This window comes from Spirillospora sp. NPDC048824 (assembly GCF_043198455.1).
In the GTDB taxonomy this organism is placed as follows: domain Bacteria; phylum Actinomycetota; class Actinomycetes; order Streptosporangiales; family Streptosporangiaceae; genus Spirillospora.
Window position 1 is genome coordinate 21,148 of record NZ_JBICUS010000031.1, and the last position, 25,748, is coordinate 46,895.

General features: G+C 71.6%; 25 protein-coding genes and 1 pseudogene. 18 read left to right on the forward strand and 8 right to left on the reverse strand.

Features of this window, described 5'->3' with window-relative positions; translation table 11 throughout:
• Positions 1-196: 196 nt before the first annotated feature.
• From ACGFIS_RS35510 to ACGFIS_RS35555, 10 genes and pseudogenes are all read left to right on the forward strand, one after another.
• A pseudogene (locus ACGFIS_RS35510) lies at positions 197-1,833 on the forward strand (carbamoyltransferase).
• Complete coding sequence (locus tag ACGFIS_RS35515) at positions 1,833-3,566, forward strand: HAD-IIIA family hydrolase (RefSeq protein ID WP_392913161.1); 1,734 nt, start codon at positions 1,833-1,835, stop codon at positions 3,564-3,566. The pseudogene ACGFIS_RS35510 and the gene ACGFIS_RS35515 overlap by 1 nt, the downstream one beginning before the upstream one ends.
• Positions 3,563-4,588, forward strand: a complete 1,026-nt coding sequence (locus ACGFIS_RS35520) for a glycosyltransferase family 9 protein (RefSeq protein ID WP_392913163.1) — start codon at positions 3,563-3,565, stop codon at positions 4,586-4,588. Before ACGFIS_RS35515 ends, ACGFIS_RS35520 begins: the two co-directional genes overlap by 4 nt.
• Positions 4,585-5,580: a glycosyltransferase gene (locus ACGFIS_RS35525; RefSeq protein WP_392913165.1), complete on the forward strand. Its 996-nt coding sequence runs from the start codon at positions 4,585-4,587 to the stop codon at positions 5,578-5,580. Before ACGFIS_RS35520 ends, ACGFIS_RS35525 begins: the two co-directional genes overlap by 4 nt.
• Positions 5,577-6,815 carry a glycosyltransferase gene (locus ACGFIS_RS35530; RefSeq protein WP_392913167.1) on the forward strand — a complete coding sequence of 413 codons (1,239 nt, stop codon included), beginning with the start codon at positions 5,577-5,579 and terminating at the stop codon, positions 6,813-6,815. The genes ACGFIS_RS35525 and ACGFIS_RS35530 overlap by 4 nt, the downstream gene beginning before the upstream one ends.
• A gap of 91 nt (positions 6,816-6,906) precedes the next feature.
• Positions 6,907-7,491, forward strand: coding sequence for an SIS domain-containing protein (locus ACGFIS_RS35535; protein ID WP_392913169.1), 585 nt, complete (start codon positions 6,907-6,909; stop codon positions 7,489-7,491).
• A 34-nt stretch (positions 7,492-7,525) separates the two neighbouring features.
• The gene (locus ACGFIS_RS35540) at positions 7,526-8,926 is read left to right on the forward strand and encodes a PfkB family carbohydrate kinase (protein WP_392913171.1); all 1,401 of its coding nucleotides are present in this window, start codon (positions 7,526-7,528) and stop codon (positions 8,924-8,926) included.
• Positions 8,923-9,600, forward strand: coding sequence for an SDR family oxidoreductase (locus tag ACGFIS_RS35545; RefSeq protein ID WP_392913173.1), 678 nt, complete (start codon positions 8,923-8,925; stop codon positions 9,598-9,600). Before ACGFIS_RS35540 ends, ACGFIS_RS35545 begins: the two co-directional genes overlap by 4 nt.
• Entirely contained in the window at positions 9,597-10,565 is a 969-nt protein-coding gene (locus ACGFIS_RS35550) for a glycosyltransferase family 9 protein (RefSeq protein WP_392913175.1), read from the forward strand. Before ACGFIS_RS35545 ends, ACGFIS_RS35550 begins: the two co-directional genes overlap by 4 nt.
• Before the next feature lie 9 nt (positions 10,566-10,574).
• Positions 10,575-11,531 carry an NAD-dependent epimerase/dehydratase family protein gene (locus ACGFIS_RS35555; RefSeq protein ID WP_392913214.1) on the forward strand — a complete coding sequence of 319 codons (957 nt, stop codon included), beginning with the start codon at positions 10,575-10,577 and terminating at the stop codon, positions 11,529-11,531.
• 102 nt (positions 11,532-11,633) lie between these two features.
• Here ACGFIS_RS35555 and ACGFIS_RS35560 read toward each other — a convergent pair whose 3' ends face one another.
• From ACGFIS_RS35560 to ACGFIS_RS35570, 3 genes are all read right to left on the reverse strand, one after another.
• Entirely contained in the window at positions 11,634-12,527 is an 894-nt protein-coding gene (locus ACGFIS_RS35560; protein ID WP_392913177.1) for a polysaccharide pyruvyl transferase family protein, read from the reverse strand.
• 299 nt (positions 12,528-12,826) lie between these two features.
• On the reverse strand, positions 12,827-13,240 hold the full coding sequence (locus tag ACGFIS_RS35565; RefSeq protein ID WP_392913179.1) for a hypothetical protein: 414 nt from the start codon (positions 13,238-13,240) through the stop codon (positions 12,827-12,829).
• A gap of 161 nt (positions 13,241-13,401) precedes the next feature.
• Positions 13,402-14,427 carry an SDR family oxidoreductase gene (locus tag ACGFIS_RS35570; protein ID WP_392973819.1) on the reverse strand — a complete coding sequence of 342 codons (1,026 nt, stop codon included), beginning with the start codon at positions 14,425-14,427 and terminating at the stop codon, positions 13,402-13,404.
• Between the two features lie 898 nt (positions 14,428-15,325).
• Between ACGFIS_RS35570 and ACGFIS_RS35575 the strand changes: the two genes are divergently transcribed.
• The gene (locus ACGFIS_RS35575) at positions 15,326-15,685 is read left to right on the forward strand and encodes a hypothetical protein (RefSeq protein ID WP_392913184.1); all 360 of its coding nucleotides are present in this window, start codon (positions 15,326-15,328) and stop codon (positions 15,683-15,685) included.
• Entirely contained in the window at positions 15,586-16,332 is a 747-nt protein-coding gene (locus ACGFIS_RS35580; RefSeq protein ID WP_392973823.1) for a Ppx/GppA family phosphatase, read from the forward strand. Before ACGFIS_RS35575 ends, ACGFIS_RS35580 begins: the two co-directional genes overlap by 100 nt.
• 920 nt (positions 16,333-17,252) lie before the next feature.
• Here ACGFIS_RS35580 and ACGFIS_RS35585 read toward each other — a convergent pair.
• The 3 genes from ACGFIS_RS35585 to ACGFIS_RS35595 all read right to left on the reverse strand — a co-directional run bounded on the left by ACGFIS_RS35585 (position 17,253) and on the right by ACGFIS_RS35595 (position 19,243).
• Positions 17,253-17,600, reverse strand: coding sequence for an STAS domain-containing protein (locus ACGFIS_RS35585; protein ID WP_392913187.1), 348 nt, complete (start codon positions 17,598-17,600; stop codon positions 17,253-17,255).
• 146 nt (positions 17,601-17,746) lie between these two features.
• Positions 17,747-18,631: an ANTAR domain-containing protein gene (locus tag ACGFIS_RS35590; protein ID WP_392973820.1), complete on the reverse strand. Its 885-nt coding sequence runs from the start codon at positions 18,629-18,631 to the stop codon at positions 17,747-17,749.
• A 186-nt stretch (positions 18,632-18,817) separates the two neighbouring features.
• The gene (locus ACGFIS_RS35595; protein ID WP_392913192.1) at positions 18,818-19,243 is read right to left on the reverse strand and encodes a hypothetical protein; all 426 of its coding nucleotides are present in this window, start codon (positions 19,241-19,243) and stop codon (positions 18,818-18,820) included.
• A gap of 509 nt (positions 19,244-19,752) precedes the next feature.
• Here ACGFIS_RS35595 and ACGFIS_RS35600 point away from each other — a divergent pair.
• Entirely contained in the window at positions 19,753-21,114 is a 1,362-nt protein-coding gene (locus ACGFIS_RS35600; protein ID WP_392973821.1) for a cytochrome P450, read from the forward strand.
• 279 nt (positions 21,115-21,393) lie between these two features.
• Entirely contained in the window at positions 21,394-21,945 is a 552-nt protein-coding gene (locus tag ACGFIS_RS35605) for a hemerythrin domain-containing protein (RefSeq protein ID WP_392913197.1), read from the forward strand.
• A gap of 327 nt (positions 21,946-22,272) precedes the next feature.
• Here the strand turns inward: ACGFIS_RS35605 and ACGFIS_RS35610 are convergent, their stop codons facing one another.
• A complete protein-coding gene (locus ACGFIS_RS35610; RefSeq protein WP_392913200.1) occupies positions 22,273-23,556 on the reverse strand; it encodes an aromatic acid exporter family protein in 1,284 nt (427 codons plus the stop codon).
• A gap of 180 nt (positions 23,557-23,736) precedes the next feature.
• Here ACGFIS_RS35610 and ACGFIS_RS35615 point away from each other — a divergent pair, with 180 nt between their 5' ends.
• From ACGFIS_RS35615 to ACGFIS_RS35630, 4 genes are all read left to right on the forward strand, one after another.
• A complete protein-coding gene (locus ACGFIS_RS35615) occupies positions 23,737-23,910 on the forward strand; it encodes a hypothetical protein (protein ID WP_392913202.1) in 174 nt (57 codons plus the stop codon).
• A 90-nt stretch (positions 23,911-24,000) separates the two neighbouring features.
• Complete coding sequence (locus ACGFIS_RS35620) at positions 24,001-24,147, forward strand: hypothetical protein (protein ID WP_392913204.1); 147 nt, start codon at positions 24,001-24,003, stop codon at positions 24,145-24,147.
• A 36-nt stretch (positions 24,148-24,183) separates the two neighbouring features.
• Entirely contained in the window at positions 24,184-24,429 is a 246-nt protein-coding gene (locus ACGFIS_RS35625; protein ID WP_392973822.1) for a hypothetical protein, read from the forward strand.
• A gap of 203 nt (positions 24,430-24,632) precedes the next feature.
• Positions 24,633-24,764 carry a hypothetical protein gene (locus ACGFIS_RS35630; protein WP_392913208.1) on the forward strand — a complete coding sequence of 44 codons (132 nt, stop codon included), beginning with the start codon at positions 24,633-24,635 and terminating at the stop codon, positions 24,762-24,764.
• Positions 24,765-24,853: 89 nt separating this feature from the next.
• On the opposite strand, the gene ACGFIS_RS35635 is transcribed toward ACGFIS_RS35630, so the two are convergent.
• Positions 24,854-25,660, reverse strand: a complete 807-nt coding sequence (locus ACGFIS_RS35635; RefSeq protein ID WP_392913218.1) for an SDR family oxidoreductase — start codon at positions 25,658-25,660, stop codon at positions 24,854-24,856.
• Between the last annotated feature and the right edge of the window lie 88 nt (positions 25,661-25,748).

The window sequence follows — 25,748 nt, forward strand, 5'->3', positions numbered from 1 at the left end:
GTACTCGCCCCCTGGGAAGGCGGGATCGTCCCTGACGAGCCAATTCCTCAGAAGACCTCTTTTGCCTCGCCCGCGTTTAGCGTCCCAGTTCTCGGCTATGTCCGAAATTACCTAAAGGGGATTTTCGCCCCTTGACCGATGTCTATGACGCAGGCATCGGCTATCCCACCGACCGTGCGCCGAACGGGGCTCTGTCATGCGTGTGCTCGGAATCAACGCGATCTTCCACGACCCGGCCGCCGCGCTGGTGTCGGACGGCCGCGTCGTGGCGGCGACCGAGGAAGAGCGGCTCAGCCGCCGCAAACACGGAAAACGCCCAGTGCCGTTCTCCGGATGGGAACTGCCGGAGAAGGCGGCCCGATCGTGCCTGGACCGGGCCGGGCTAGAGCCCGGCGAGCTGGACGCCGTCGCCTACTCCTACGACCCGCACCTGGTCGAACCGGGCTCGATGGGCACGACGTGAACTGGGAGCGGCTGCGCACGCTTTACGCACGGCGGGCCCCGAACTTCCTGTCCACCGCGCTGCCCGGGCTCGACCCGGGGATCGTCCGGTTCGTCCCGCACCATGTGGCGCACGCGGCGTCGGCGGCGCTCGCCGCCCCCCGCCCCGGCGTAGGCGACGTGCTCGTCCTGGACGGCCGCGGCGAATCCCACTCGCACCTGGCCGGGACCTACGCGAACGGTGTCCTCACCACCCTGCATGCGCAGCGGCTGCCGCACTCGCTCGGGCTGATGTACGAGGACCTGACCGAACACCTGGGCTTCCTGCCCTCAAGCGACGAGTACAAGGTGATGGCCCTCGCCTCCTACGGTGAGCCGCGGTTCCTGAACGAACTGCGCGAGCACGTCGGCGCCACCGGCGACGGCGGTTTCGCGGTCGCGCCGTTCGACTGGGGGGCGCTGGCGAAGGCCCGGACACCCGACGGCGAATGGACCCGCGACCACGCCGACCTCGCCGCGAGCGTCCAGGCGCGGCTCGAAGAGGTGCTGCTCGACCTCGCGGTCTGGCTGCGTGGCCGCACCGGGTCCGGCCGCCTCATGCTCGCCGGCGGTGTCGCGCTCAACTGCGTCGCCAATTCCCGCCTCGCCGAGACCGGGCCCTACGACGACGTCTGGGTGCAGCCCGCCGCAGGCGACGCGGGCACGGCACTCGGCGCGGCCTTGCACGTGGCGCGCTCGTCCGGTGACGAGATCGAGGCGATGCCGGGCGCGGACCTCGGCCGCGAGTGGGACGACGACGAGATCGCGGACCACCTCGACATCGCGAAGATCCCCTACGAGCGTCCCGCGGACCTGGCCGCGACGGTCGCCGAGGCCCTCGCGCACGACCGGGTCGTCGCGTGGTTCCAGGGCCGCTCCGAGTTCGGCCCGCGCGCGCTTGGGCACCGCTCCCTCCTGGCGCACCCGGGACACGCCGCGAACGTCGAGCGGCTCAATGACGTGAAGGGCCGCGAGCAGTTCCGTCCGATCGCGCCGATGGTGTCCCTCGACCGGGCGCCGGAGATCTTCGAGGGCCCGCTCCCCAGCCCGTACATGCTGTTCGTGCACCGCGTGCGCCCGGAGTGGCGCCAGCGGATCCCAGCGGTCGTGCACGTCGACGGCACCGCCCGGATCCAGACGGTCGCGGACGGCGACGAACCCCTCGTCGCCCGGATGGTGCGGGAGTTCGACCGCCGCACCGGGATACCCCTCGTGATCAACACGAGCCTGAACACCGCCGGACGTCCGATGGTCGACGACCCACGGGACGCCCTCGAGTGCTTCGGATCCGCCCCGGTGGACCTGCTGGCCATCGGCCCGTTCGTGGTGCGGCGCCGGGAGGTGCACGCCTGATGGACTACACCGTCGTGATTCCCACTGTCGGGCGGACGAGCCTGTGCATCACGCTGAGCGCGCTCCTCGCCGACCTCGACGGGATCGCGCCCGCACCGTACGAGATCATCGTCGTGGACGATCGTCCGGTCCCCGGCGCGCCGCTCCCGCTCCCGGAGGCGGGCGGGCATGCCCTGCGCGTGCTGCGCTCGGGCGGGCGCGGGCCGGCCGCCGCCCGCAACACCGGCTGGCGCGCCGCCGCCACCGAGTGGATCGCGTTCCTGGACGACGACGTCGTTCCCGGCCCCTGCTGGCCAGAGCGGCTGGCCGCCGACCTCGCAGGCCTGCTGCCCGAGGTCGCCGGCTCCCAGGGCCGCGTCCTCGTGCCGCGCCCGGAGGGCCGCCGCCCAACCGATTGGGAACGGAACACGACCGGCCTGGAGACCGCCGAGTGGATCACCGCCGACATGGCCTACCGGCGCAGCGCCCTGACCGAGGCCGGCGGCTTCGACGAGCGGTTCCATCGCGCGTACAGGGAGGACGCCGATCTGGCCCTGCGGGTCCTGGACACCGGCAGCGTCCTCGTCCGGGGCGACCGCGAGATCACGCACCCGGTCCGGCCCGCCGGTTTCTGGGCGTCCGTCCGGGCGCAGGCGGGCAACGCCGACGACGTCCTGATGCGGCGCCTGCACGGCCCGTCCTGGCGTACCCGCGCCGGCGAGGGCCGGGGCCGCCTCCGCGAGCACGTCCTCATCACGGCGTCCGCCCTGCTGGCCCTGGCCGCGGCCCCTGCCGCCCTCCGCCGCCGCGCAGTCCCGTCGGGTCCGGCCATCCTGCGTGATCGGCTCCTCCGCCGTGGTTCGACCACTGCGCGCGGCCTGGCCGCCTCACGCGAATCCACTCTCACCCGGACGGCTCGAACCTCACGCGGATTCGTGTCCCGGCACGGCCTCACTCCGCGCGGGCCGACCTCGCACAGGACCGTCCTCATGCGGACTGCGCCCACGTCGGGCGGCCTCGCCGCGTTCGCCGCCGTGGCGGGCGGGGCGGCCTGGGCGGGGCTGACGGTCCGGTTCGCGGCGGAGCGGATCCGTCCGGGGCCGCGAACGGCCGGGGAGATCGCGCGGATGGCCGTGACCAGTGCCTTGATCCCGCCCATCGCGGTGCGGCATCGGGTTCGCGGGCTCGTCCTGCACGGGCGGGCGCACCCGTGGGCCGGTCGCCGGGTGGTGTTGTTCGACCGTGACGACACGCTGATCCGGGACGTCCCCTACAACGGCGACCCGGCGCGGGTCGAGCCGGTGCCGGGGGCGCGGCAGGCGCTGGACCGGCTGCGCCGCCACGGCGTGCGGATCGGAGTCGTGTCGAACCAGTCGGGCGTGGCGAAGGGCCGCATCGCCGAGGGCGACGTTCGCCGAGTCAACGCGCGGGTCGAGGAGTTGCTCGGACGCATCGACGTGTGGGAGTTCTGCCCGCACGACGGCGGAGAGGGGTGCGGCTGCCGCAAGCCGGCGCCGGGGATGATCGAGCGGGCCGCGCGGCGGCTCGGGGCGTTGCCGGCGGAGATCGCGGTGATCGGCGACATCGGGCGGGACGTCGAGGCGGCCGCGGCGGCGGGTGTCCGCGGCATCCTGGTGCCGACCGCGCGGACGCTGCCCGGGGAAATCGCCGGAGCGACGGAGACGGCGCCGACACTGCGCGCCGCCGTCGAGCTCGTACTGGGCGGTCGGACTGGCGGGGGGCCGCGCCGATGAGGGTCCTCGTCGCACGCCAGGACAACATCGGCGACGTGCTGCTCGCCGGGCCTGCCGTGCGGGCCGTTGCCGAGCGCGCCGACGAGGTGGTGCTGCTGTGCGGGCCGCGCGGACGTGCCGCCGCCGACCTGCTGCCCGGCGTCGACCGAGTACTCGAGTGGTGCGCGCCCTGGATCGACCCGGAGCCCGACCCGGTCCACCGCGACGACGTCGACCGGCTCGTCGGGATGGTGCGGGGGTTCGACCGCGCGCTGATCCTGACCTCGTTCCACCAGTCGCCGCTTCCGCTGGCGCTGCTGATGCGGCTGGCGGGCGTCCCGTGGATCGGAGGGATCAGCGAGGACTATCCCGGAGCGCTGCTGGACCTGCGGCACCGGTCCGACGGCGACGTCCCTGAGCCGCTGCGGATGCTCGCGCTGGCCGAGGACGCCGGATTCCCGGCTCCCGCCGACACGCGGCTGCGGGTCCGCCGGCCACTGCCGGACACCGCGCACCTGACGGACGGCCCGGGCTACGTGGTCGTCCACCCCGGGACGTCGGTGCCGGCGCGGGCGTGGCCGCCGGAGCGCTGCGCCGAGGCGGTCCGGCTGCTGGACGCGGCGGGCCACCGGGTCGTCGTCACCGGGCACGGCGACGAGAAGGAACTGACCGCGCACGTCGCCGGTGAGTACGGCTTGGACCTGGGCGGACGGACGTCGCTGCCGGAGCTCGCGGCGGTGCTGGCCGACGCGCGGGCGGTGGTGGCGGGCAACACCGGGCCCGCGCATCTGGCGGCTGCCGTCGGCACGCCCGTGGTGTCGCTGTTCGCGCCGACGGTCTCGGCGGCGCGGTGGGCGCCGTTCGGAGTGCCGATGGCGCTGCTGGGCGACCAGCAGGCCCCGTGCAGGGACACCCGCGCCCGCGAGTGTCCGGTCGGGGGGCATCCGTGCCTGACGAACGTCACCGCCGACGAGGTCGCCGCGGCCGTGGAGATCGTGGCCGACGTGCAGGTGGAGGAGCAGGAGGAGGTGCCCGCGCGATGAGGGTTCTGCTGTGGCACGTGCACGGCTCGTGGGCGACGTCGTTCGTCCACGGCCCGCAGACCACGATCGTTCCGGTCGTCCCAGGCCGAGGCCCGGACGGGCGTGGCCGCCCGGACACCTTCACCTGGCCGGACCGCGCCCTGGAGGTTCCGTACGACCGACTGTGCGACGAGGACGTGGACGTCGTCGTCCTGCAACGTCCGCACGAGCTGCGGCTGGCCGAGGAGTGGCTCGGGCGGCGGCCGGGGACCGACGTCCCGGCCGTCTACGTCGAACACGACACCCCCCGCCGCACGCCGGCCGACGCGAGCCGCCGCGAGGAGGTCGTCCCCGACAGCCGGCACTTCCTGCACGACCGCTCGGACATCCCGGTCGTGCACGTCACCCACTTCAACCACCTGTTCTGGAACTGCGGGCGCGCCCCCACCACGGTCATCGAGCACGGCGTCGTGGACCCCGGTCACCGGTACACCGCCGAGATGCCCCGCGCGGCCGTGGTGATCAACGATCCGCTGCGCCGGGGGCGCGTCACCGGCGCCGACCTGCTCCCCGAACTGGCCGCCGCCGTCCCTCTGGACCTGTTCGGGATGAACGTCGTGGACGCGCCCGGAAAGCTCGGCATCCCCCCGGAGTCGCTGTGGACCTTCGAGGACCTCCCGCAGGCGCGGATGCACGCGGAACTCGCGCGCCGCCGCGTCTACGTCCACCCCTACCGGTGGACTTCGCTCGGCCTCGCGCTGATCGAGTCGATGATGCTCGGCCTCCCCGTGGTGGCGCTCGCCACGACCGAGGCGGTCGAGGCGGTGCCGCCGGAGGCGGGGGTGCTGTCGACCCGCGTCGGCGCGCTGGCCGCCGCGGCCGCGGCCCTCGCCGCCGACGCGCCACGCGCCCGCCAGATGGGCAAGGAGGCGCGGACCTTCGCCGTGGAACGGTACGGGCTCACGCGGTTCCTGCGCGACTGGCAGCGAACACTCACGGAGGTGACGCGATGAGGATAGCCATGATCTCCGAGCACGCCAGCCCGCTGGCGGCCAAGGGCGGCCTCGGCGGGGCCGACGGCGGCGGGCAGAACGTGTTCGTCGCGGAGTTGGCCGCCGAACTGGGCCGGCAGGGGCACTGCGTCACCGTCTACACCCGGCGGGACGCGCCCGCGCTACCGCGCCGGGTCCGGCTCGCGCCCCATGTGACGGTCGAGCACGTCCCCGCGGGGCCGCCCGAGAACGTCCCCAAAGACGACCTGCTGCCGTGGATGGGCGACTTCGGCCGGTACCTGCGGGACCGGTGGCGAACCGAGCCGCCGGACGTCGCGCACGCGCACTTTTGGATGAGCGGTCTCGCCGCGCTCCGGGCAGTGGACACCGCGGCCGGCGACCGAGCGGAGCGGCGGCTTGTCCCGGTGGTGCAGACCTATCATGCGTTGGGCACCGTGAAGCGCCGCCACCAGGGCGCCACGGACACGAGCCCGGCGGGGCGCGTCCGGCTGGAGCGGGCGATCGGCCGCCGCGTCGACGCGATCATCGCGACGTGCTCGGACGAGGTCGGCGAGCTGACCGCGATGGGCGTCTCGGGCGAGCGCGTCTCGGTGGTGCCGTGCGGGGTGGACCTTGGGCTGTTCGGACCCGGCGGCCCTGACGGCGCGGCCGGCGCGGACTCGCGGCACCGTCTCGTCGTACTGTCCCGGCTCGTCGAACGCAAGGGGGTCGACACCGCGATCCGGTCGCTAGCACTCCTCCCGGAAGCCGAGCTGGCCATCGCCGGGGGCCCGCCCCGCGACGAACTGGACGCCGACCCGGAGATCCGCCGGCTGCGAAGAGTCGCCGCCGATGCGGGCGTGGCCGACCGGGTCGACTTCGTCGGCCGGGTGGCCCGGACAGACGTCGCGCCGCTGCTGCGGTCGGCGAGCCTCGTACTGACGCTGCCCTGGTACGAGCCTTTCGGGATGGTGCCGCTGGAGGCGATGGCGTGCGGCGTCCCGATCGTCGCGGCCGCCGTGGGCGGGCATCTGGACACCGTCGTGCACGGCGACACCGGGCTGCTGGTCCCGCCACGCGACCCGGACGCCGCCGCCAAGGCGATCCGGGAGCTCCTCGATGACCCGATGCGCCGCGCCACGATGGGCATCGCGAGCGCCGACCGGGCCCGCGTCCGCTACTCGTGGGCGCGAATCGCCGCCGAAACCGCCGCCGTCTACCGGCGGGCCGCCGAACTCTGTGAGGTGCCCGCTTGACTCCGCACACTTCCCGTCCCTCCAGCCCAGCGGTAGGCCCAACCGGCTTGGTCCTCACCGATCGGGTGTTTGTCGCCCATTAGGAGCAGCCATGACCACGACGCAGACGAAGACCGCGCAGGACGCAAGGTTGGAGGCGCTGGCCGAGGCGGCGCTCGCGTTCCGCGAGCACGTACCGACGATCACCGTGTGGGGCCGTCGTCTGGCCCGCGTGCTCGACTCCGGCGGACGGCTGCTGACCTGCGGAAACGGCGGCAGCGCGGCGGAGGCGCAGCACCTGACGGCCGAGCTGACCGGACGGTTCGAGGGCGACCGGCGGCCGCTGTCGGCGATTCCGCTGCACGGCGACACGTCCGCGGTCACCGCCATCGGCAACGACTACGGGCCGGTCCAGGTGTTCTCCCGGCAGGTGCAGGCCCACGGGCGACGTGGCGACGTGCTGATCTGCTTGTCCACCAGTGGGCGCAGCCCGAACGTGATCGCGGCGGCGCGGCTCGCGCGGCGGCTCGGCATGTCGGCCTGGGCGGTGACGGGGCCGGGACCCAATCCGCTCACCGACGCGTGCCACGACGCGGTCACCGCCGACGCCGCGACGACCTCGACCGTCCAAGAGATCCACCTCGCGGCTATCCACCTGCTGTGCGGGGTGGTGGACGAGACGCTGGGCGCGGCATGAGCGCGGCTCTTGCCGGCCCCAGGATGGAGGGCTCATGACTGGACCGCTGGTGGTGATCGGGGACGTCCTGCTGGACGTGGACATCGTCGGCAGCAGCAGCCGCCTGTGCGCGGACGCCCCGGTCCCCGTCGTCGAGCGGGCCGAGGAGCGTCCCCGTCCGGGCGGCGCCGGGATGGCGGCGCTGCTCGCGGCCGCCGAGGGCCACGACGTGGTCCTGGTGACCGCCCTCGCCGACGACGAACCGGGCCGCCGGCTGCGCGCCATGCTGGAACGGCACCTGGATGTCGCCGCGTTCCACCTGCACGGCGGCACCCCGTGCAAGCTGCGGATCCGGTCCGGCGGGCAGTCGGTGGCGCGGCTGGACACCGGGGAAGGCGAAGCGCTGGACGGGCCGCTCGGCCCGCGCGTCGCCGAGGCGATCTCCGGCGCGGGTGCCGTGCTGGTCTCCGACTACGGCCGGGGCGTCACCCGGCACCGCGCCGTCCGCTCGCGGCTCACCGATCTGCCGCCGAGCGTCCCGGTGGTGTGGGACCCGCACCCCCGCGGGGAACCACCGGTGCCGGGGGTGGTGCAGCTGCTCACCCCGAACGAGGAGGAGGCCGCGCGGCTCGCCGCTGCCGACGGCGCCGAAATCTCCGGGTTCGGGCTGCCGGCGGCGGGCCGCCGCGGTCGGCACCTCGGCCGGTCCTGGGGACTCGACGGCGTGGCGGTGACGCTCGGCTCGGAGGGCGCGCTGCTGTGCGACGGGTCGCAGGCGCCGTTCCTGGTGCCCGCCGAACCCGCCTGCGGCGACTCCTGCGGCGCGGGCGACAGCTTCGCCGCCGGAGCCCTCCAGGCACTCGCGGACGGCGGCACGCTCCCCGGCGCCGTCACCGAGGGCGTCCGGCGGGCCTCGGATTTCGTCCGGGCAGGCGCGGCGGCGGGCGTCACGGCGCGGCTCGCCGAGACCGGCACCGCGCGGCTGGTGCCCGAGCGCGGCGAGGACGCCTGGGACGTGATCGAGCGGACGCGGCGCGCGGGCGGGACGGTGGTGGCGACCGGCGGCTGCTTCGACCTGCTGCACGCGGGCCACGTCAACATGCTGCAACACGCGCGGCGGCTCGGTGACTGCCTGATCGTGTGCGTCAACTCGGACGCGTCGGTGCGGCGCCGCAAGGGGCCGTCCCGGCCAGTGACGACGGCCGCCGACCGCGTCCGGGTGCTGGAGGCCCTCAGCGACGTGGACGCCGCTGTCGTCTTCGACGACGACACCCCCGCGCCGCTGCTGGAACGGCTCCGGCCCGACGTGTGGGTGAAGGGCTCCGACTACGCCGGGACGCCGCTGCCCGAAGCCGGGACCGTCCGGGCGCACGGCGGCGAAGTCGTCCTCCTCCCCCTGCTGGAAGGGCGCTCAACGACGCGCCTGCTGTCGACCACGAAGGGACATGCCTCATGAACGTGCTCATCACCGGCGGTGCGTCCGGGCTCGGCGCGGCCGTCGCACGGCGCGTCGCCGACGACGGCGGCAAGCCGCTGATCCTGGATCTGCACCCGCCCAAGGACGACTTCCCCTGCATGCAGGCGGACCTGGCCGACCGGCACTGCACCGAGCGGGCCGTGCACGGGCTGGCCCGCGCTCATGGCGGCTTGCACGGCGTCGTCACCGCCGCCGGAATCGACGCCTGCGGGCAGCTGAACGACGTGCCCGCCGAGGATTGGGAGCGGGTCGTGCAGGTCAACCTGCTGGGCACCGCTGCGGTGGTCCGCGCCGCGATCCCCTACCTGGAGAACGAGCCGAAGGGACGCGTCGTGACGATCGCGTCCACGCTCGGACTCCGAGCGTTCCCCGACGCCACCGCGTACTGCGCGTCCAAGTTCGGGATCGTCGGATTCACCCGCGCGCTGGCGGCGGAACTGTCCGGGCGGGTCGGCGTCACCATGGTCATCCCCGGCGGCATGGACACCGCGTTCTTCGAGGGCCGCGCCCCGCAGTACCGGCCGGGCCCCGACGCCAAGCTGAACCGGCCCGAGGACGTCGCCGCGACCGTGGCGTTCGCGCTCGCCCAGCCCGCGGGCTGCGAGGTGCGGGAACTGGTCGTCGCGCCATCCAAGGAGCCCTCGTGGCCGTGACGCCGCAACGGGCGGTCGGGGAACCGGTGCGGCGGATACTGGTACTGCGGGCCCTCGGTCTGGGCGACCTTCTGACCGCCGTCCCCGCGTTGCGGGCGCTGCGACGTGGCGCCCCCGACGCCAGGATCACCCTGGCGGCGCCGGACGTCCTGGCGCCGCTCGCCCGTGCTACGGGCGCGGTCGACGCCGTCCTGGACACGTCCGGGTTGGACGAGCCGCTGCCATCGCCCGAGCCAGTGGATACTGCCGTCAACCTGCACGGCCGCGGCCCGCAGAGCCACCGACTGCTCGCCACAACGAGCCCAGGGCGGCTGCTGGCGTTCGCCCATCCCGACTTCCCGGAGATCGGCGGCCCGGAGTGGGACGCGAGCGCGCACGAGGTGACGCGCTGGTGCGGGCTCGTCGAGGCTTACGGATTTCCCGCCGACCCCGACGACCTGGACCTGCCGCCCCCGGAGACGGCCTCCCCGGCGCCCGATGCCGTCGTCGTCCATCCCGGCGCCGCCCACCCGGCCCGTCGCTGGCCCGCAGAGCGGTTCGCGACCGTCGCGGCCGCTCTGCGAGACGCCGGAGAGCGGGTCGTCGTCACCGGCGGCCCCGGCGAGACGGGCCTCGCCCGCCGCGTTGCCGGCCTGGCCGGGCTCGACGACGCCGCCGACCTGTCCGGACACACTTCGCCATCAGAGCTCGCGGCGCTGATCGCCGGCACGTGCCTGGTGGTGTGCGGGGACACCGGCGTGGCGCACCTGGCGACGGCGTACCGCACGCCGTCGGTCGTCCTGTTCGGCCCGACACCGCCGGATCGGTGGGGCCCGCCGCCGGACCGGCCCGAGCACACGGTGCTGTGGGCCGGGCGGCACGGCGACCCGCACGGCGCCGCACGGGACCCGGGGCTGCTGGAGATCACCGCGGACGAGGTCGTCCGGGCCGCCGCCGCCCGGTTGCTCGCTCTACAACACTGCTGAGGAGAGATGATGCGACATCCACGCGCCGTTGTGACGGGAGGCTCGGGCTTCCTCGGCTCGCACCTGTGCGAGGCACTGCTGGCCCGCGGGATCTCCGTGGTGTGCATGGACAACCTTCTGACCGGGTCGTCCCGCAACATCGCACATCTGGCCGAGCGGGGCGACTTCCGGTTCATCAAGCGCGACCTCACCGAGCCGGCGCACGTCCCGGGCGATGTCGGGTACGTGTTCCATCTCGCCTCGGCGGCGTCCCCCATCGACTACCTGCGGCTGCCGGTCCAGACTCTGGAGGTCGGCAGCCAGGGCACCCGCAATGCGCTCGACCTCGCTGAGACCAAGGGCGCCCGGTTCGTGCTCGCCTCTACCTCCGAGGTGTACGGGGACCCCCTCGTGCATCCGCAGCCCGAGTCGTACTGGGGAAACGTCAATCCCGTGGGGCCGCGCAGCGTGTACGACGAGGCCAAACGCTTCGGCGAGGCGCTGACGTCGGCGTTCCGGCACTCCCGGGGCCTGGACACCGCGATCGTGCGGATCTTCAACACCTATGGCCCACGGATGCGCCCCGACGACGGCCGCGCCATCCCGACGTTCCTGCGGCAGGCACTGACCGGAGAAGACCTCACCGTCACCGGGGACGGCACCCAGACCCGCTCAATCTGCCACGTCGACGACACCGTCCGCGGCATCATCGCCCTCGCCCTCGCAGGCCATCCAGGGCCGGTCAACATCGGCAGCCCCTACGAAGTCTCGATGGCGGACCTGGCCCGGATGATCATCGAGCTGACCGGGGCACCGTCTGCGTTGCGATTCGTGGACCGGCCGAAGGACGACCCCCGCGTACGGCGCCCCGACACGACACTCGCCGAGGACGTCCTGGACTGGCGTCCTCGCATCGGGGTCGAGGAGGGACTGCGCACCACGATCGAGTGGTTCGCCCGGGAACTGGTGGTGGCCCGCCCGGCCTGACGGCCGCCCTCATCGGAACGACCGCGATGAGGTTCCCTCCTCGGCGCGGCCGTTCCGTCTAGGCGCCGCGCCGGTCGACGGCTCCCCCGTTGTGTAGGACCATCAACGTGCGCCGAGGACGTCCAGCAGCTCGCCGAGCATGGTCCCGGCCGGCGGCACCGCGGACGCGCGTCCGGCCCCCTCGGCGGACAGCGCCCAGGCCCACCACCGGTCCAATTCCACCGGGTCCAGCAGCGGCGGGCCGCCGTTCCGCGGAACGGTCACGACGGCCGGCCATCCCCACACCCGCGCCTGCGCGGAGACCTTGGCGCCACCACCAACGGGGTCCACAACCAGCGCGGGCACACCGTTCTTCAGCGCGAGAACGAGCCCGTGCAGCCGCGTCGTCACCACCAGGTCGAGCCTGCGGAACACCGACTCCAGCTCCGCCGCCGTGGTGAACAGCCGCCAGTCGCGCGGGTCGAGCCGAGTGTCCAGCGGCAGCCGGGCGCACGACCGCACGGCGAGCCACCCCATCAGTTCATCCTCGACTGCGCCGTGCCGCCCGCGCTCGCCATACTCGGGCTGCCCCGGTGCCAGCACCACGCCCACTACCGGCACGGACCCGGCCGACAGCAGCGCGGACAGGTCCGGCCGCGGGCCCGCGGCCGGGGCGTCCCGGGCCAGAACGGCGTCGAACCCGGTGACCGCCGGGTCGTCCGGGTCGATCACCGACACGCCGACGGCGATGCGGCGGCACCGTGCGTAACGGCGGTGCAGGCCGCGGACCTGCTCGCCGTGCGCGGGCCCGCAGACGAACACGACGTCGGTATACCGCCCAGGGTCGGCCGTGTCGAGGTCGACTCCGCCCGGGCGCAAGACGGGGCTCCAGGCGAGTTCGCACTCCACCCCGGCGCCGGTCAGCGCCCCACCAACCGCCTCCATCGCCAGGACATCGCCCGCTGTGGCCTCACCGTGCAGGAAACTCGGCCAGCCGGTCACCAACACACGAGGCACGCCCTCCTCGGTCAATCTCCCTCGGCCCCCTCATCAATCCAGCGAGACGCTGCCCAGCACCGGTGGCCGGTTCCGCGCATGATCTCTCAACCGTGGGTGGCGCCACAGTGACGGTTGACCCGTTTCCCGCTCCTCGCCGGACCATGCGGCCGAGCCGACCCGGCCAAAGCGAGGACGCCATTTCCGGCCCACACGCTTCCCGCATTTTGGCCCGCCCTTCGACGATCCGCTTCTCGCACTACCGGCCCGTCAGCCGTCGCGTCGCGGGGCCGCAACTCTCAAGCAAGGAGGGACGGCACTCACACCCGCTCTCCGCCCTCGTACGCGAAGGAAACCTCCGGACGGCTTCGGCGTCGACTTTCCGCCGCCACGCGAAGCAGGCTGAGGACAACGTGACAGATGCCGAGCCCGGCAAACGCTCCACCGTCTCCGACCAGCCCTCGGCAGGCGATCCGCGGCGCGACCTGCCACAGTTGGTCCTGGCCCGCCTGATGCACACCGGCGAGCTGGAACGGCAACTGCGGTTCTTGGACCGCCAGCACCGCGCGCGACGCGATGATCCGCGCGATCGCCGAGCACATGCCGCCGCGACCGTCTACTGCTCGGCCGCCGGCCTGCACCTGACCGTCACCCTCGACGCCCGTGCCGCTGGGGAAGGGGCCGCCGACCGAGCCGCGGCGGACGCCGCACTGCCACAGGTCGTCAAAGCACATCCACCGTCATGGCACTGCCAGCGCCCGCATCCGCCCCCGCCCGGGCTCGTCCCTCGGCTACGCCGCCGGAACCCCGTCCCAGATCGCCGACGCCATCGGGCGCCGTGCACGGCCTCACCCCACCGGACCAACACCCCTGAACGGCGAGGCACGGCAGGATCTCAGCCGTCCCGCCCCGCCAGTGCACGCTGAACCGCCGCCGGAAGACGCCCGCCGCGGCCCGCACGCCGCCGTACCGTCCCCGGCCCCCGCCCCGCCACCAGCGACCGCGCCTTCAGCAGGAGGCTCCCGGCCTTGGCGCCGCGGTCGAACCGGCCGTGCGCACCCGCGTCGTCGGTGTCGTCCACTGGATGGAACAGGTTGGACCGGCGGCCGGGGTCCTCACGGGCACCGGTCTGCTGCGAGGAGAACGCCGTACGCGCCAGATACCGGTCCAGCAGCGCCGGCGCGATCCGCTGCCCCAGCAGCGTCCCCGCCGTCGACCCGCCGATCCAGTACTCCTTACGGCGCGGCCGGTCCGCGGCCAGCAGGACCGCCTGCGCGGCCACCTCCGGCTGGAAGATCGGCGGGACGGGCTGTGCACGGTTGCGCAGCCGCGACAGCACCCAGTCGAACTGCGGAGTGTTCAGCCCGGGCAGCTGCACCATCGTGATCGCCACACCGCTTCGGTCGTGCATCAGTTCGCACCGCACCGATTCGGTGAACCCCCGGATAGCGCTCTTGGCCGCACAGTACGCCGACTGCAGCGGGACCGACCGGTACGCCAGCGCCGACCCCACCTGCACGATCGCGCCGGTGCCGCGCGGCACCATCCGGTCCAGCGCCGCCCGGGTGCCGTGCACCGCACCCAGATAGCACACCTCGATCACCCGCCGGTACTCCTGCGGCGACACCTGTTGGCTCTCCCCGAACGCGGTGGAGAACGCGTTGTTCACCCACACTTCGATGGGCCCGAACTCCTCCTCAGCGCGGTTGGCCGCCGTCTCGACCTGCCCGGGATCGGACACGTCCGCCACCACCGGCAGCGCCCACCCTCCGAGCTCCCGGACGTCGCGCGCCGCGGCCTGTAGACCCTCCTCGCCGCGCGCAAGCAGCACCACCCGGTCACCGCGTGCACCGAACCCGCGGGCCACGGCACGTCCCACGCCCGCGCTCGCACCGGTCACCACCACCACCCGGCCCGTCACGACCTACCCTCGGCCGTCCGGGCCGACCACCGGCCAGCCCCCTGACCGCACACCGCAGAGCCGAACGCGCTCACCGAGCACATGATCACTCGCCCCCTTCCGAGGGTTGGACGCCTGCATATCCCGGCCGCATCTACCCACGCGGCCGACCCCCATGCGGACGTCCGCGAAGCGGGCCCCGGGGACCCTGCGGCGCGGCCAGGCCACCAGCGCCTCGGTCTCCCACAGGTCCCCGTATGGGACCCGGCACCGCCACCAACCCGGCGCGCGCACCCCCGCTGCACAATCCGGCCGCTGTCGACCACCAGCACCTCATCGACGTCCCCCAGCGCCACTAATTCGGCTGTAGGGCTGGTCGGTGGGTGGTTCGGGCTGAAAGGCGAGTCGTTCATGTGCTGGGTGACCCGAGACTGCCACCCGGCCCCCCTTGCACCGATAAGGCACCAGCGTGCGGCCGGGATTCACCACTCCCCTAGACCATGTCCTGGTCAAGACCCGCCGGTCGGCCAGCCCCGGCACAGGTCCCAGGTCCGCGTCCATCCGCCCACGCGGGGCTGGCCGCCCCCAAGAACGGGTCCACCACCTGGTCCAGCATGCCGTACCGCGCAGCGTTCTAACCCGCCGAAACGCAGACCTGTCGGTTCACGCAGGGCGCCTCCCCGCCCCGCCGCCAGATCCTCCAGCGCCACGCGACCAGGCCCCACACCAGGGCAGCCTGCAGCATCGCCGCGCCGCGGTCGCACACACGCTTGCCGTGCTAGGGGACAGCCTTCATCGCGCTCCTCCAGAACCGGGTCTCCGCACACCGCGCAGCCGGCCCCAGCCCGCCGACCTGCGCAAAACCTCGGCCCCGCACGGACGCCGGACTGACCGGGCGGAGGGGGGGTAAAGCATGCGCATGGACGACGCGCGCCTGCGCCTCGGGGTTCTCGACATCGGCTCCAACTCGGCCCATCTGCGGATCGCCGACCTCAACCCCAGGCAGGCGCCTGCCCCCGTACGGTCGGTCAAGAGCGCGGTCCGGCTGGCCGAGGCCACCGACCGGCACGGCATCATCCACCGGCCCGCCGTCGAACGGCTGATCAGCGCGGTGCGGGAGGCGGCGGCCGCGGCGGCCGCCCTCGACGTCGAGGAGATGGTCCGTTCGCCACGTCCGCGCTGCGAGACGCCGCCAACCGCGACGAAGTCGCCGCCGAGGTCCACGCCGCCACGGGCGTCCACCTCGGCTTTCTCACCGGCGAGCAGGAGGCACGGCTGACGTTTCTCGCGGCCCGTCGCTGGTACGGGTGGTCGGCGGGCCCACTGCTGCTGGCCGACATCGGCGGCGGTTCCCTGGAACTGGCCTACGGTGGAGGACGGGAACCGGAGATCGCCCTCTCCTTGCCGGTCGGCGCGGGCCGCCTTACCCGGTATCACCTGCCGCCGCACCCGCCAGTGCGCAAGCGTATCCGCAAGCAACTGCGCAGGCATGTCAGGTCCGTGCTGGCCGAGGCGGCGCAAGAGATCGCCAAGCGTCCGCCGCCGGTCCGGGCCGTGGCGACATCCAGGACGTTCACCCAGCTCGCGCGGCTGTGCGGTGCCCCCAAGGCGAAAGCCGGCCCCTACCGTGAGCGGCACTTGGACCGGCGCGACCTGCATCGCTGGATTCCGCGGCTGGCGAAACTGCCCGACGCCGACCGGGCCCGGCTACGCGGGGTCAAGGCGTCGCGTGCGCACCAGATCCTCGCTGGCGCCATCGTCGCCGAGGCCGCCATGGACGTGCTGGGCTTGGACCGGCTCGACATCTGCCCGTGGGCGCTCCGCGAGGGCATCCTCCTGCACCGCCTGGACGAACTGGCCGAGGGCCGCGAGCCCGAGCATCGTCCCGTGACTCTGCGGGAGGCGCTTCTGCCCGCCATGCCCTGAACCGCCTCGGGACGCCTGTCCACTCCCGGGCGGTGGGTTCGGCATTGAGCGGCCGGTTCTGCTGGTCTGCCCATAGACGAACCAGTGCCACCAGTGCGCGGCGAAGGCGGCGTCGCAGCGCGCCAGCGTTTCACCGATCGGCACGCAGTCCATCGCGATCAATGCCGATACCGCGAGCATGTTTGGTGCATTCCGTGGCGAACGTGACTGGAGACCGGTGCGGACGGCGGTCGCCGCCGCCCGGCTCCAGGGCCATCTGATCTTCGCCTGGATGATTATGACGCCTCGCCGCCAGGGCCTGAGCCCAGGGTGTCGGTTGCCCGCCCATGCCCGTTCGCATGGCCCGGCCGGCTACGCGGGGCTGGGGCGTCGACCACGCGCACGTCTGCGCTCGGGGATCACCACGGCGTCCTCCTTGGGATTGTCGGTTTGGCGACGGTCGTGCCGTACCTGGTCTCGTCGAGGTCGCCGGTAGGCAGCTCACACAGAGCCCACGGCGTACGAGCAGTGTGATCACCTCCGCCACCGGGGGTCACAATCCGGCCCGCTGGATCGCGATCATCTGACCAGCATCAGCCCAGGTCGGGACCAGCTCCGTTGCGTCCACGGGTTCGATCTCATCATCACGAAACTGCGCGGGTCGGCCCCGCACGCACGGGGATGGTTCCACAACGCCCGCGCCGCCCTCGTCGGCCCCGCGGCGGGCCCGGCCCGGTGTGTTGCCCCCCTGCGAGCACTACTCGCATAGGTCGTTATGCCCTTGGTCCGGGGCCTGCTCAATGGGGGCGTGGCGCTGTGGGCGGCATGGCATGTCCGAGTCCGCCCAGTCCGGAGCGTGGCCCCGGTCGGGGGCGACTCGGGCGGCGGCGTGTCGGCATTGGCTGCTGCGGTGTGGGTGGTGCTCGTGGCGTGGGTGTCGCTCATTGTGCGGGGGCCGGGAGGACGGTGACGGCGCGGGTGACGCCGGTGATCTGGCAGACGCGGGCGACGACGCCGGTGGGCGGCAGCCGGATCGCCAGGTGAGCGCCGAGGGCGGTGGCGCGCAGGTGGGAGCGCAGGATGACGTCCACGCCGCTGGAGTCGCAGAAACTGCATTGGGTCAGGTCCAACTCCAGGCTGCGCGTGCCCTGGTTGAGCAGTTGAAGCACCCGGGCGCGGAGCGCCGGGGCGTTGGCGATGTCGACTTGGTCGGGAAACACCAGCACCGTCGCCCGCTCAGGACGGACTGCGGTGTGGACTTCGACGGCTTCGGCGACATGGTCGCGCATGGCTGGCCTCCGGGCAGCATCAAGGAATGCAGGGAGGGCCAGCGCTGTCGGACCCGGGTCCGCGACGCGAGACTGCGGACCTTGATCCAAAATGCACACTGTGGGGCCGAGGTGTCAAACGAGCACGGCCATATCCACCGGCGCCGCTATCGAGGGAACCTCAGGTTCGTGGGGCGCCGGGGTGGGGTGAGGGACGGCGGGCCGTCTCGGCGACCAGGCGGGCGGCGACGTCGCGGAGGTTTGGCGTTGTTGTTCTGCGACGTCTGCCGCAGGATCTCAAAAGCCTGCTCGGGCGGGCAGCGACGGCGAGCCATGACGACGCCGATGGCCTGGTCGATGGTGGCGCGCGAGGTCAACGCCGTGCGCAGGTGCGCGGTCAGGGCCGCCTGGTCGGCGATGCGCACCGCCAACGCCACCGCCCCGGACAGGATCTGGGCGTACCCGCTGGCTTGACTGATCTGCTCGGGCCCGAAGGCGTCGATGGTAGGGGCGTAGATGTTCAGCGCCCCCCGCCCCTGGCTGTCGCCGCCGGGGTGCAGCGGCATCGACAGCGAGGCCCGCACACCGTGTTCCAGCGCATGGGCGGCGTAATCGCCCCACCGGTCGGGATGATGCAGATCCTTGAGGAGCACCTGTTCGCCGCTGCGCATCGAGTACAGGCACGGCCCGCGGTCCAGCTGGTACTGCACCTCATCGACCTTCTCCGCGAGCGCGTCCGAGGACGCCACCGTCGTCGGCCGACCGTCGGTCTTCATGGTGATCCCGCACGACAGGCCCACGCCGATCGTCCCGGCGGCCAGCTGCGCGATGTCCTGCATGAACCCTTCGACGCTCTCGGTGGCCAGCAGCAGCTGCTGCAACTCCGCCACCGCGTCGCCCGACAGCCGATACCCCTCATAACCGGCCGGACCGTCCCCGCCCTCCAGAACGCCGAGAGCCTCAGCGCCGTCCCCACCCTCGGACGAACCGTTAAGAACGCACCGGTCGGGATCGTTCGGGCCGAAATCGTGCCGGGACGTGTCGTCAGCCATCGGGTGCCCGGCCTAACTGCGCCGACCCTTTGGGGTGGCTGCGATTCACCTCACACCCTGGGACGGACCACCGGACCAGCAGACACGAAAAGCCTCAAAGCGGTACCTCCACCCTGCCACACATCACCCGGGTCCACCGGTCATCCACAGTGAGCCCCGGGTGCCGAAGGCGGCGCCCGCTGGACGTCAGTTGGCGTCGAGGTCGTGATCGGCCGGCGACGGTCTGCCGAACAGCTTCTTGTTGCTCCGTTCGATCTGCTCGGCGCCCTCGATCCCGTACTCGGCTTCCAGATGCCGACGCCGGACTTGCCGGTATTCACGGACCATCTCCTGCGTCCACGCCCATGCTGCTTCTCGCTCTTCGGGTGTCGGCTCCGATTGACTCGCCCACATCAACACATCCCGGTAGTCGGTCACCGCCGCTACCACGAGGTTGAGGAGAGCGTCCACGTCGCCCTGACTCAACGTCAGTACGGCACGGTGCACGTCTTCGGCCTGCACGTCGTCGTACCAGCCGACCACCTCAAGCACATCCCCGACCTGCTCGGCCGAGAACATCGCGCGGGCCAGCCCTTCGGAGTCTGCAGAAACACCCACGCTGTCGAGCATCATGGACGTCGGTCCAAGAGTCCAGCGGCCCCGACCCCCTCCCGAAATAGCTTGAGTATCTCCCGCCGCTTCGTCCAGTCTCCGCGCGTCCCCCACAAGTTCATGATCATTACCCGCATGCGCGGTCACTACCCGAGACGCCCGCGATGACGCCGGGACTGCGGCGGCAGGCACGTTCTCGAACACGCCCGGCATCAAGGGGGACCGCACACTCTGGTCGCGTGTTCGTTGCGACTCGAGGGCCCGGAAAGTCGAGCGCTTTTAGCTGCTGTCAGCCGGAGTGTGGCTATTCAGCGCTGCATGGAATGCCAACTATTGGTTCGTGGTGCCGCCGCCCGGATGGGCTGCCGGGACGCGGACTCGGAGGAGATCCCAGGTCCACGTATGGCGATGCTGAGGAACGCTGGCGATCGGGAGGAGGCTGGATCCAGTCCGTATGCGGGAGGTCACGCGGCGGTTTGTTTGCCGTGGCGGTGAGCGGTTAGCACCTGGCTGATGCGAAGGGGGGAGATGTGCCGACTGTTCAGGTGAAGCCAGGAGCGACCGAGGCGCCGCCGGCCAGGGCCACGGTCGCCGACACGCTGAGGATCGGTGGGACGGTGGTCGTCCCGGCCCTCGCGCGGGGTGTGCTGGCCCGCCGCCCGCGTTTCGTGGCGCTGGCCGAGGCGATCCAGGCCGATCGCCGTGCGGCGCGCCTGCTGCAACGGTTGCGCGCACGGTACGGAACCGGGCCGCTGCGGCTCGCCGTACCTGGACGCTCGTTCGCCCTGATCCTTTCGCCGCGCGACGTCGAGCGGGTGCTGACCGGCTCGCCCGAGCCGTTTGCGATCGCCTCGAAGGAGAAGCGCGCCGCCATCGTCCACTTCCAGCCGCACGGCGTGCTGGCCTCGCACGGTGAGGAGCGCGCCGACCGGCACCGGTTCAACGACGACGTGCTGGACGCATCGCAGCCGGTGCACCGGCACGCCGACACGCTCACCCTTAAAGTTCGCCAGGAGGCGGACGGGCTGGTCGGTGCCGTCGCGCTCGCCGGGCGCCTGGATTGGGCGGACTTCCGGATGGCGTGGTGGCGGATGGTGCGGCGTGTCGTCCTCGGGGACGCCGCCCGCGACGACTCCGAGATCAGTGACCTGCTCACCACATTGCGGATGAACTCCAACTGGGCGTTCGCCCACCCCAGGCGTGCCGGCGTGCGGATCGAGTTCTTCCGGCGGTTGCGCCGCTACCTGGACGATCCCGATCCTGGCAGTCTGGCCGGGTTGATGGCCGCCGTCCCGAAATCGGAGGTCACCGAACCCGACGACCAGGTGCCGCAGTGGCTGTTCGCTTACGAGTCCGCCGCGCTGGCCGCCTTCCGGATACTCGCGCTGCTGGCGTCCCATCCCGAACACGCCGAGCGCGCCAGCCGCGAAGCCGAGGGCGGTGACACCGACCTGCCGTTCCTGCGGGCGTGCGTCCGGGAGTCGGTGCGCCTGTGGCCCACCACCATGACGATCCTGCGCGACAGCACCCGCCCGACCCAATGGGCGGGCCAGACCCTGCCCGCCGGGACCGGGTTCCTCGTACACACACCGTTCCTCCAGCGAGACGACGAAACGCTGCCCTACGCCGACTCCTTCCGGCCCGGCGTCTGGCTGGACGGCACGGCGGAGCACGACTGGGCTGTCGTGCCGTTCAGCAAGGGCCCCGGACAGTGCCCCGGACGGAATCTGTCGCTGCTCTCGGCAAGCCACTTCCTCGCCGCGTTGCTACGCGCCTACGACCTCAGGCAGGACGTCGGTCTGCGGCTGTCCGCGGACCGGCCGCTGCCGCGCACGCTGAGCCCTTTCCGGTTGGGCTTCGACGCCCGGCCCCGCACCGCCTGCCGGTCGTAGGTTCGTTCGGCGACCACTACCCCAGGTCGACCGACTGCATGGCCGGACGGTGCCTCCGACTTGTCGCGGTGCTCGTCGAAGACGCGGTCGCTCAACGTTGATCTCGCCTTGTACTCCTCGAACCGCCAGCAGGTGTCCTGGACGTACCCGGTGCTCAACATGGTCCAGTGGGTCCCATTGAGCATGTATTAACCCTGCTCGGCGCAGCCCGAGCACCCGGTGATTGAAGCCCGACCTCCGGGTATTGGCTCTGTTCGAACCCTGAATAGGAGATCGATCATGACCGAACAGACCGAGAACGTCGTGGATCTGCTGATTTCGCAGCACGGGGAGATCCGCCGCCTCGCAGCGATCGTGGACGACAACAGCGGCCAGGTCCGCAAGGACGCCTTCGACCGGCTGCGTGAACTGCTCGCCATCCATGAGACCGCCGAGGAGGAGGTCGTTCATCCGTTCGCCCGACGCTCCACCGACGACGGCGCACATGTCGTGGACAAGCGACTGGAGGAGGAGCACGACGCCAAGGGCGTCCTGTCCGAGCTGGAGGGGATGGACCCCGATTCGGTCGGTTTCGAGGAGACGTTCTCCAAGTTCCACAAGGATCTGGAGGCGCACGCCTCACACGAGGAGAAGGAGGAGTTCCCGCGCATCGCGCGCGTGGCCACCCCTGAGCAGATGAGCGGCATGGCCAAGGCCGTCCGGGCCGCCGAGGCGGTCGCACCGACCCACCCGCACAAGGGCGTGGAGTCGCCCGCCAAGAACCTCACCGTCGGCCCGATGGCGGCCGTCGCTGACCGGGTCCGCGATGCCATCGGAAAAGTCCGCGGTTGACCTGTTTCGAGTGGCCTCCCTGCGGGCCGCTACTCTCCCGAGAAGGCGTGGTGGCCGAACACAAGAATGGAGAGGACGAGCCGCGAACTGGCTGGCGCGCCGCAGGGATAGCCCTGCAGGGCGCGGACCCCGACTCGCCGACGAGCACAGCTCTGCCGCCGACCGCATGATCGAGGTCTGTAACCTGCCCCGGCGCGACACCGCGGAGCTCGTGGCAACGCTTGACTACGGCGCCGACCGGCTGCAGCAGCCCCAGCGGGCTGGTCGTTGAGCACGCCACCCGCGCTGGCCTGAACCCCGACCGGGTCCTGGACCTCGAACTGGCAGTCAACGAGCTGACCGCCAATACCGTGATCCACGGTGGCGGGACCGGGCGCCGCAGCTTGCCGGAGAGGCTCCGGGTCCTGATCGGGCTTCGTCGACGCCGTAATTGAGGACATCGCTGGTGTATTGGAATTCGTCCATCAGCCGGGCCGCTTCTGCCATGAGGATGCCGTGCGGCTGGCCGGGGTCGCTGAGCGGTACCGAGTCGGCCTGCGCGTCCTCCCGCAGCCGGTCATGGCACCTCTGGGCTTCAGCGGTCGCTTCGGAAAGTTCCTGAGCCTGGTCCTGCAAACGGTCTTCGTCGATCCGGCCGAGCAGTTCGGCGATGCGGGCGAGGGATGCCATGAAATCGCCGTAGGCGCGGAGAAAGTCGAGCTGGCCTCGGCTGCCGTCGGCGTCGTGCCATTGGTCGAGGCTGCGGGCCATGGAGGCCACCTGGTCGCAGACGCGTTCGAGGGCGTCGACAAGCGCCTGGTAGTTCTGAAAAGAGGATCGGCGCCGGTGGCGATGACGCAGACGGCGCGGGTTATAGAGAATGCTCTCCCAAGCGGTGTACACCGACAACTGGGCCTGTTGCGCGATTGGCCCCAATTGTGAGGCGCGCTGCCGCCAGCCCTGGGTGCGTTCTTGCTCCAGCTTCCCTTCCTGCAGTGCCGGGTAGATGTCGCCGATCAACCCGTACAGCGAATGCGCCAAGGTGTGGATGCCGTGCTCGGCGCTGCGGTAGCGCATGGGCGGAAATATCAGGTTCATCAGGACGCCGATGCCGCAGCCGATGAGGACGAGGACAATGATCTGCCCGATCCCGGTCCACCGCTCGGAATCAGTGGTAGCCGCGACATAGGTGGAAAAGGCGAAGAGGGCGGCTGTGGCGACCTGAGAGCCCTGGGAACCCAGCGGTCGCCACCGTCCGATGGCCAGCGCCGCCAATGCCACCAGCACGAACGTGAACAGGCCCGGGCCCACGAGAGCGCCCAGAACGCCCTGAAGCCCCACTCCCAGGACGACCGCACCGACGTAACGCAGGGCCTGGAGCACCGACTGATAAACGGTGACCTGCATGATCAGTATCGCCGAGAACGGCGCGAAGGCCGGCGACTCTGCGGCCACGACATCGTGGGCGATCGCCCACGATGCGGTGGCCGCGAGCGCGCTCTTGGCGATGAGGGCAAAGGTGTGCCACTCATGGCCGCCCCGAGCCGCTCGACCGAGCCATTGCCTCAAGCGGGCCACCCGCCCCAGGGACGCCGCTTGCGTACGTTGCGATCCTGGCGCGGCCTCGGCCATCTCACCCCTCCGCATATTCTGGTTCCGCCACGGCAACGACCAAGAGCTACCCCCTGCCGGCCGCAGCAGACTGCGAAGAGAATCACAATCGCCACGAGAGGCTGCACGCCCTGAGACCTTTTCGGGCCCGAAGCTTCCGGGTCACGGGCGAGGGCGAGCTGGGTGAAGGCGGCACCCGGCATGATCGATGAGCAGGAGACCTATGTCGTGCCGTACACCTGGCGGCGGCCGCTCACTCTCGCCCTGGTTGCGCTCGTTCTGGCGGCCCTCGGTACCGGTGCTCTGCTCGCGGTGTTCCGGGACGGGACATCGGCCCGCAGCAGTTCGCATTGGTCGCGACAGCGCTCGGCGTGATGTGCCTGGGCGTGGTGACGCTTAGGCGGTCGGCACAGCACGCCGCCGACTGCAGCGCGAAGTCGCGTTTTCGGTCACCGGCAAGGGCGTGTGGCTGGGCGCCCCGTCGAACTACTGCTTCCCTGGGAGCAGGTCGCAGCGATCGACGTGGTGCATCATCACACCCGCGAATGGACGCTGCTGAACTGGCTGGACCTGCCCTGGCGAAGCCAGGTCAGCAAGGGCCGCTACGTATAGGGGACCAAGCTTCGCTGCACCGGTATGGGGTTGTTGGTGTCGGAGCCGAGCTTGCCGTCGGTCGGCCGGACGTTGAGCGGCCATGCCGCCGGCGAAGATCTGCTCCTGCAGTGCGCGGACCAGCGCGAGGGCGGCTGCCTCGTCCAGACCGAGCAGTTGCTGGCGCTCGGCGTGCCGCAGGATCGGAGCTATATCGACCCGGGTTTCGACGTGTTCGAGGTCAACCTGGGCCACTGGCGCACCCGCGACATGGCGCTGGTGAAGAAGAACGGCAAGCTCTAAGGAGCGTGCCAGCGCGGTCCATCGAGTTCGACGCCATCACCTGGCAGGGATGCCCGCCGAGGGGCGGCGACTTCTTCGCCACCCGCGACACCAACGTTGGAGCGGGGCCGCCGAGGCGGCCACCGATCTGCGCGCTGCTCATGATCCACCGTGGCGTACCGGCACGCCAAGCCGCTGGGTGCCTGTGACCTCGGTCTCGGCAGGTGTTCAACATCGCGAGCCTGCCACCGGACGCCCTTGTCGTCGCCATCGGCGATGTTGGAGCGATCCTGAGGGGAGTCGTCGGTCTGCTCGGCTATCACCGCGTCTGGGACTTCTTCCCGCCCGACGCCTGACGGTGCCCAGGCGGTTGAGCGCCTCTCGGAAGGGTGCGCTCAAGCGCACTCACCGCCCGATGTTTGCTCCAGCCGTGTCGCCGGGTGGGTCAGCGGGTGGTGGTCAAGCCGCCGGTGACGCCGATGATCTCGCCGATGGTGTAGCTGGAGTCCGGCTCTGAGGCCAGGTATACGTACGCCGGTGCTATTTCCTCTGGTTGCCCTACGCGTCCCATCGGGCCTTCGCTGCCGAGATGGGCGAGGCCGTCCTGCGGCATGTTCTGGTCGGCGATGTTGAGGACGGTCCAGGTGGGGCCTGGCGCTACCACGTTCGCGCGGATGCCGTCCTTGGCCAGGTGGAAGGCGATCGACTTGGTGAAGTTGACCATGGCGGCCTTGCTGGCCGCGTAGTCGATCATCGTGTCGCTGCCTTTGAGCGCTTCCTCCGAAGCGGTCGCGATGATGGCGTCGCCCGCCTTCAGGTGCGGACGGGCGGCTTGCACGAGATGGAAGTACGCGTAGGTGTTCACCTTGAAGGACCGGTCCCAGTCCTCGAAGGAGAGTTGCGACAGGTCCAGTTGGCTGTTCAGGTGGGCGGCGTTGTTGACCAGAATGTTCAGGCCGCCCAGTTCCTGCACGGTCCGCTCGACGACTTCGCGGCAGAACGACGCGTCGGACAGGTCGCCGGACAGCTGCAGGCATGTGCGGCCTTCGGCCTCCACTGCGCGGCGGGTCTCTTCCGCGTCCGGCTGCTCCTCGGGCAGGTGCACGATGGCGACGTCGGCGCCCTCGCGCGCGTAGAGGACCGCCACCGCCCGGCCGATACCGGAGTCGCCGCCTGTGATCAGCGCTACCTTGTCGCGGAGCTTGTCCGCCGCGCGGTAGCGTTCCGCCTGGTAGCGCGGCCTGGCCTCGATCTTTCACGCTGCTGAAGCGTCTGCCTGAACGGCGTGACGAGCGTCCCCGGGAGCGGGTTTTCGGTGTCGGAGCATGCTGATGGCCCGG

Coding starts and splice junctions, on each gene's coding strand:
- ACGFIS_RS35515 (WP_392913161.1), top strand. CDS start 1,833: ATGGACTACACCGTCGTGATTCCCACTGTCGGGCGGACGAGCCTGTGC.
- ACGFIS_RS35520 (WP_392913163.1), top strand. CDS start 3,563: ATGAGGGTCCTCGTCGCACGCCAGGACAACATCGGCGACGTGCTGCTC.
- ACGFIS_RS35525 (WP_392913165.1), top strand. CDS start 4,585: ATGAGGGTTCTGCTGTGGCACGTGCACGGCTCGTGGGCGACGTCGTTC.
- ACGFIS_RS35530 (WP_392913167.1), top strand. CDS start 5,577: ATGAGGATAGCCATGATCTCCGAGCACGCCAGCCCGCTGGCGGCCAAG.
- ACGFIS_RS35535 (WP_392913169.1), top strand. CDS start 6,907: ATGACCACGACGCAGACGAAGACCGCGCAGGACGCAAGGTTGGAGGCG.
- ACGFIS_RS35540 (WP_392913171.1), top strand. CDS start 7,526: ATGACTGGACCGCTGGTGGTGATCGGGGACGTCCTGCTGGACGTGGAC.
- ACGFIS_RS35545 (WP_392913173.1), top strand. CDS start 8,923: ATGAACGTGCTCATCACCGGCGGTGCGTCCGGGCTCGGCGCGGCCGTC.
- ACGFIS_RS35555 (WP_392913214.1), top strand. CDS start 10,575: ATGCGACATCCACGCGCCGTTGTGACGGGAGGCTCGGGCTTCCTCGGC.
- ACGFIS_RS35565 (WP_392913179.1), bottom strand. CDS start 13,240: ATGTGCTTTGACGACCTGTGGCAGTGCGGCGTCCGCCGCGGCTCGGTC.
- ACGFIS_RS35575 (WP_392913184.1), top strand. CDS start 15,326: ATGGACGACGCGCGCCTGCGCCTCGGGGTTCTCGACATCGGCTCCAAC.
- ACGFIS_RS35585 (WP_392913187.1), bottom strand. CDS start 17,600: ATGCGCGACCATGTCGCCGAAGCCGTCGAAGTCCACACCGCAGTCCGT.
- ACGFIS_RS35590 (WP_392973820.1), bottom strand. CDS start 18,631: ATGGCTGACGACACGTCCCGGCACGATTTCGGCCCGAACGATCCCGAC.
- ACGFIS_RS35595 (WP_392913192.1), bottom strand. CDS start 19,243: ATGATGCTCGACAGCGTGGGTGTTTCTGCAGACTCCGAAGGGCTGGCC.
- ACGFIS_RS35605 (WP_392913197.1), top strand. CDS start 21,394: ATGACCGAACAGACCGAGAACGTCGTGGATCTGCTGATTTCGCAGCAC.
- ACGFIS_RS35610 (WP_392913200.1), bottom strand. CDS start 23,556: ATGGCCGAGGCCGCGCCAGGATCGCAACGTACGCAAGCGGCGTCCCTG.
- ACGFIS_RS35615 (WP_392913202.1), top strand. CDS start 23,737: ATGATCGATGAGCAGGAGACCTATGTCGTGCCGTACACCTGGCGGCGG.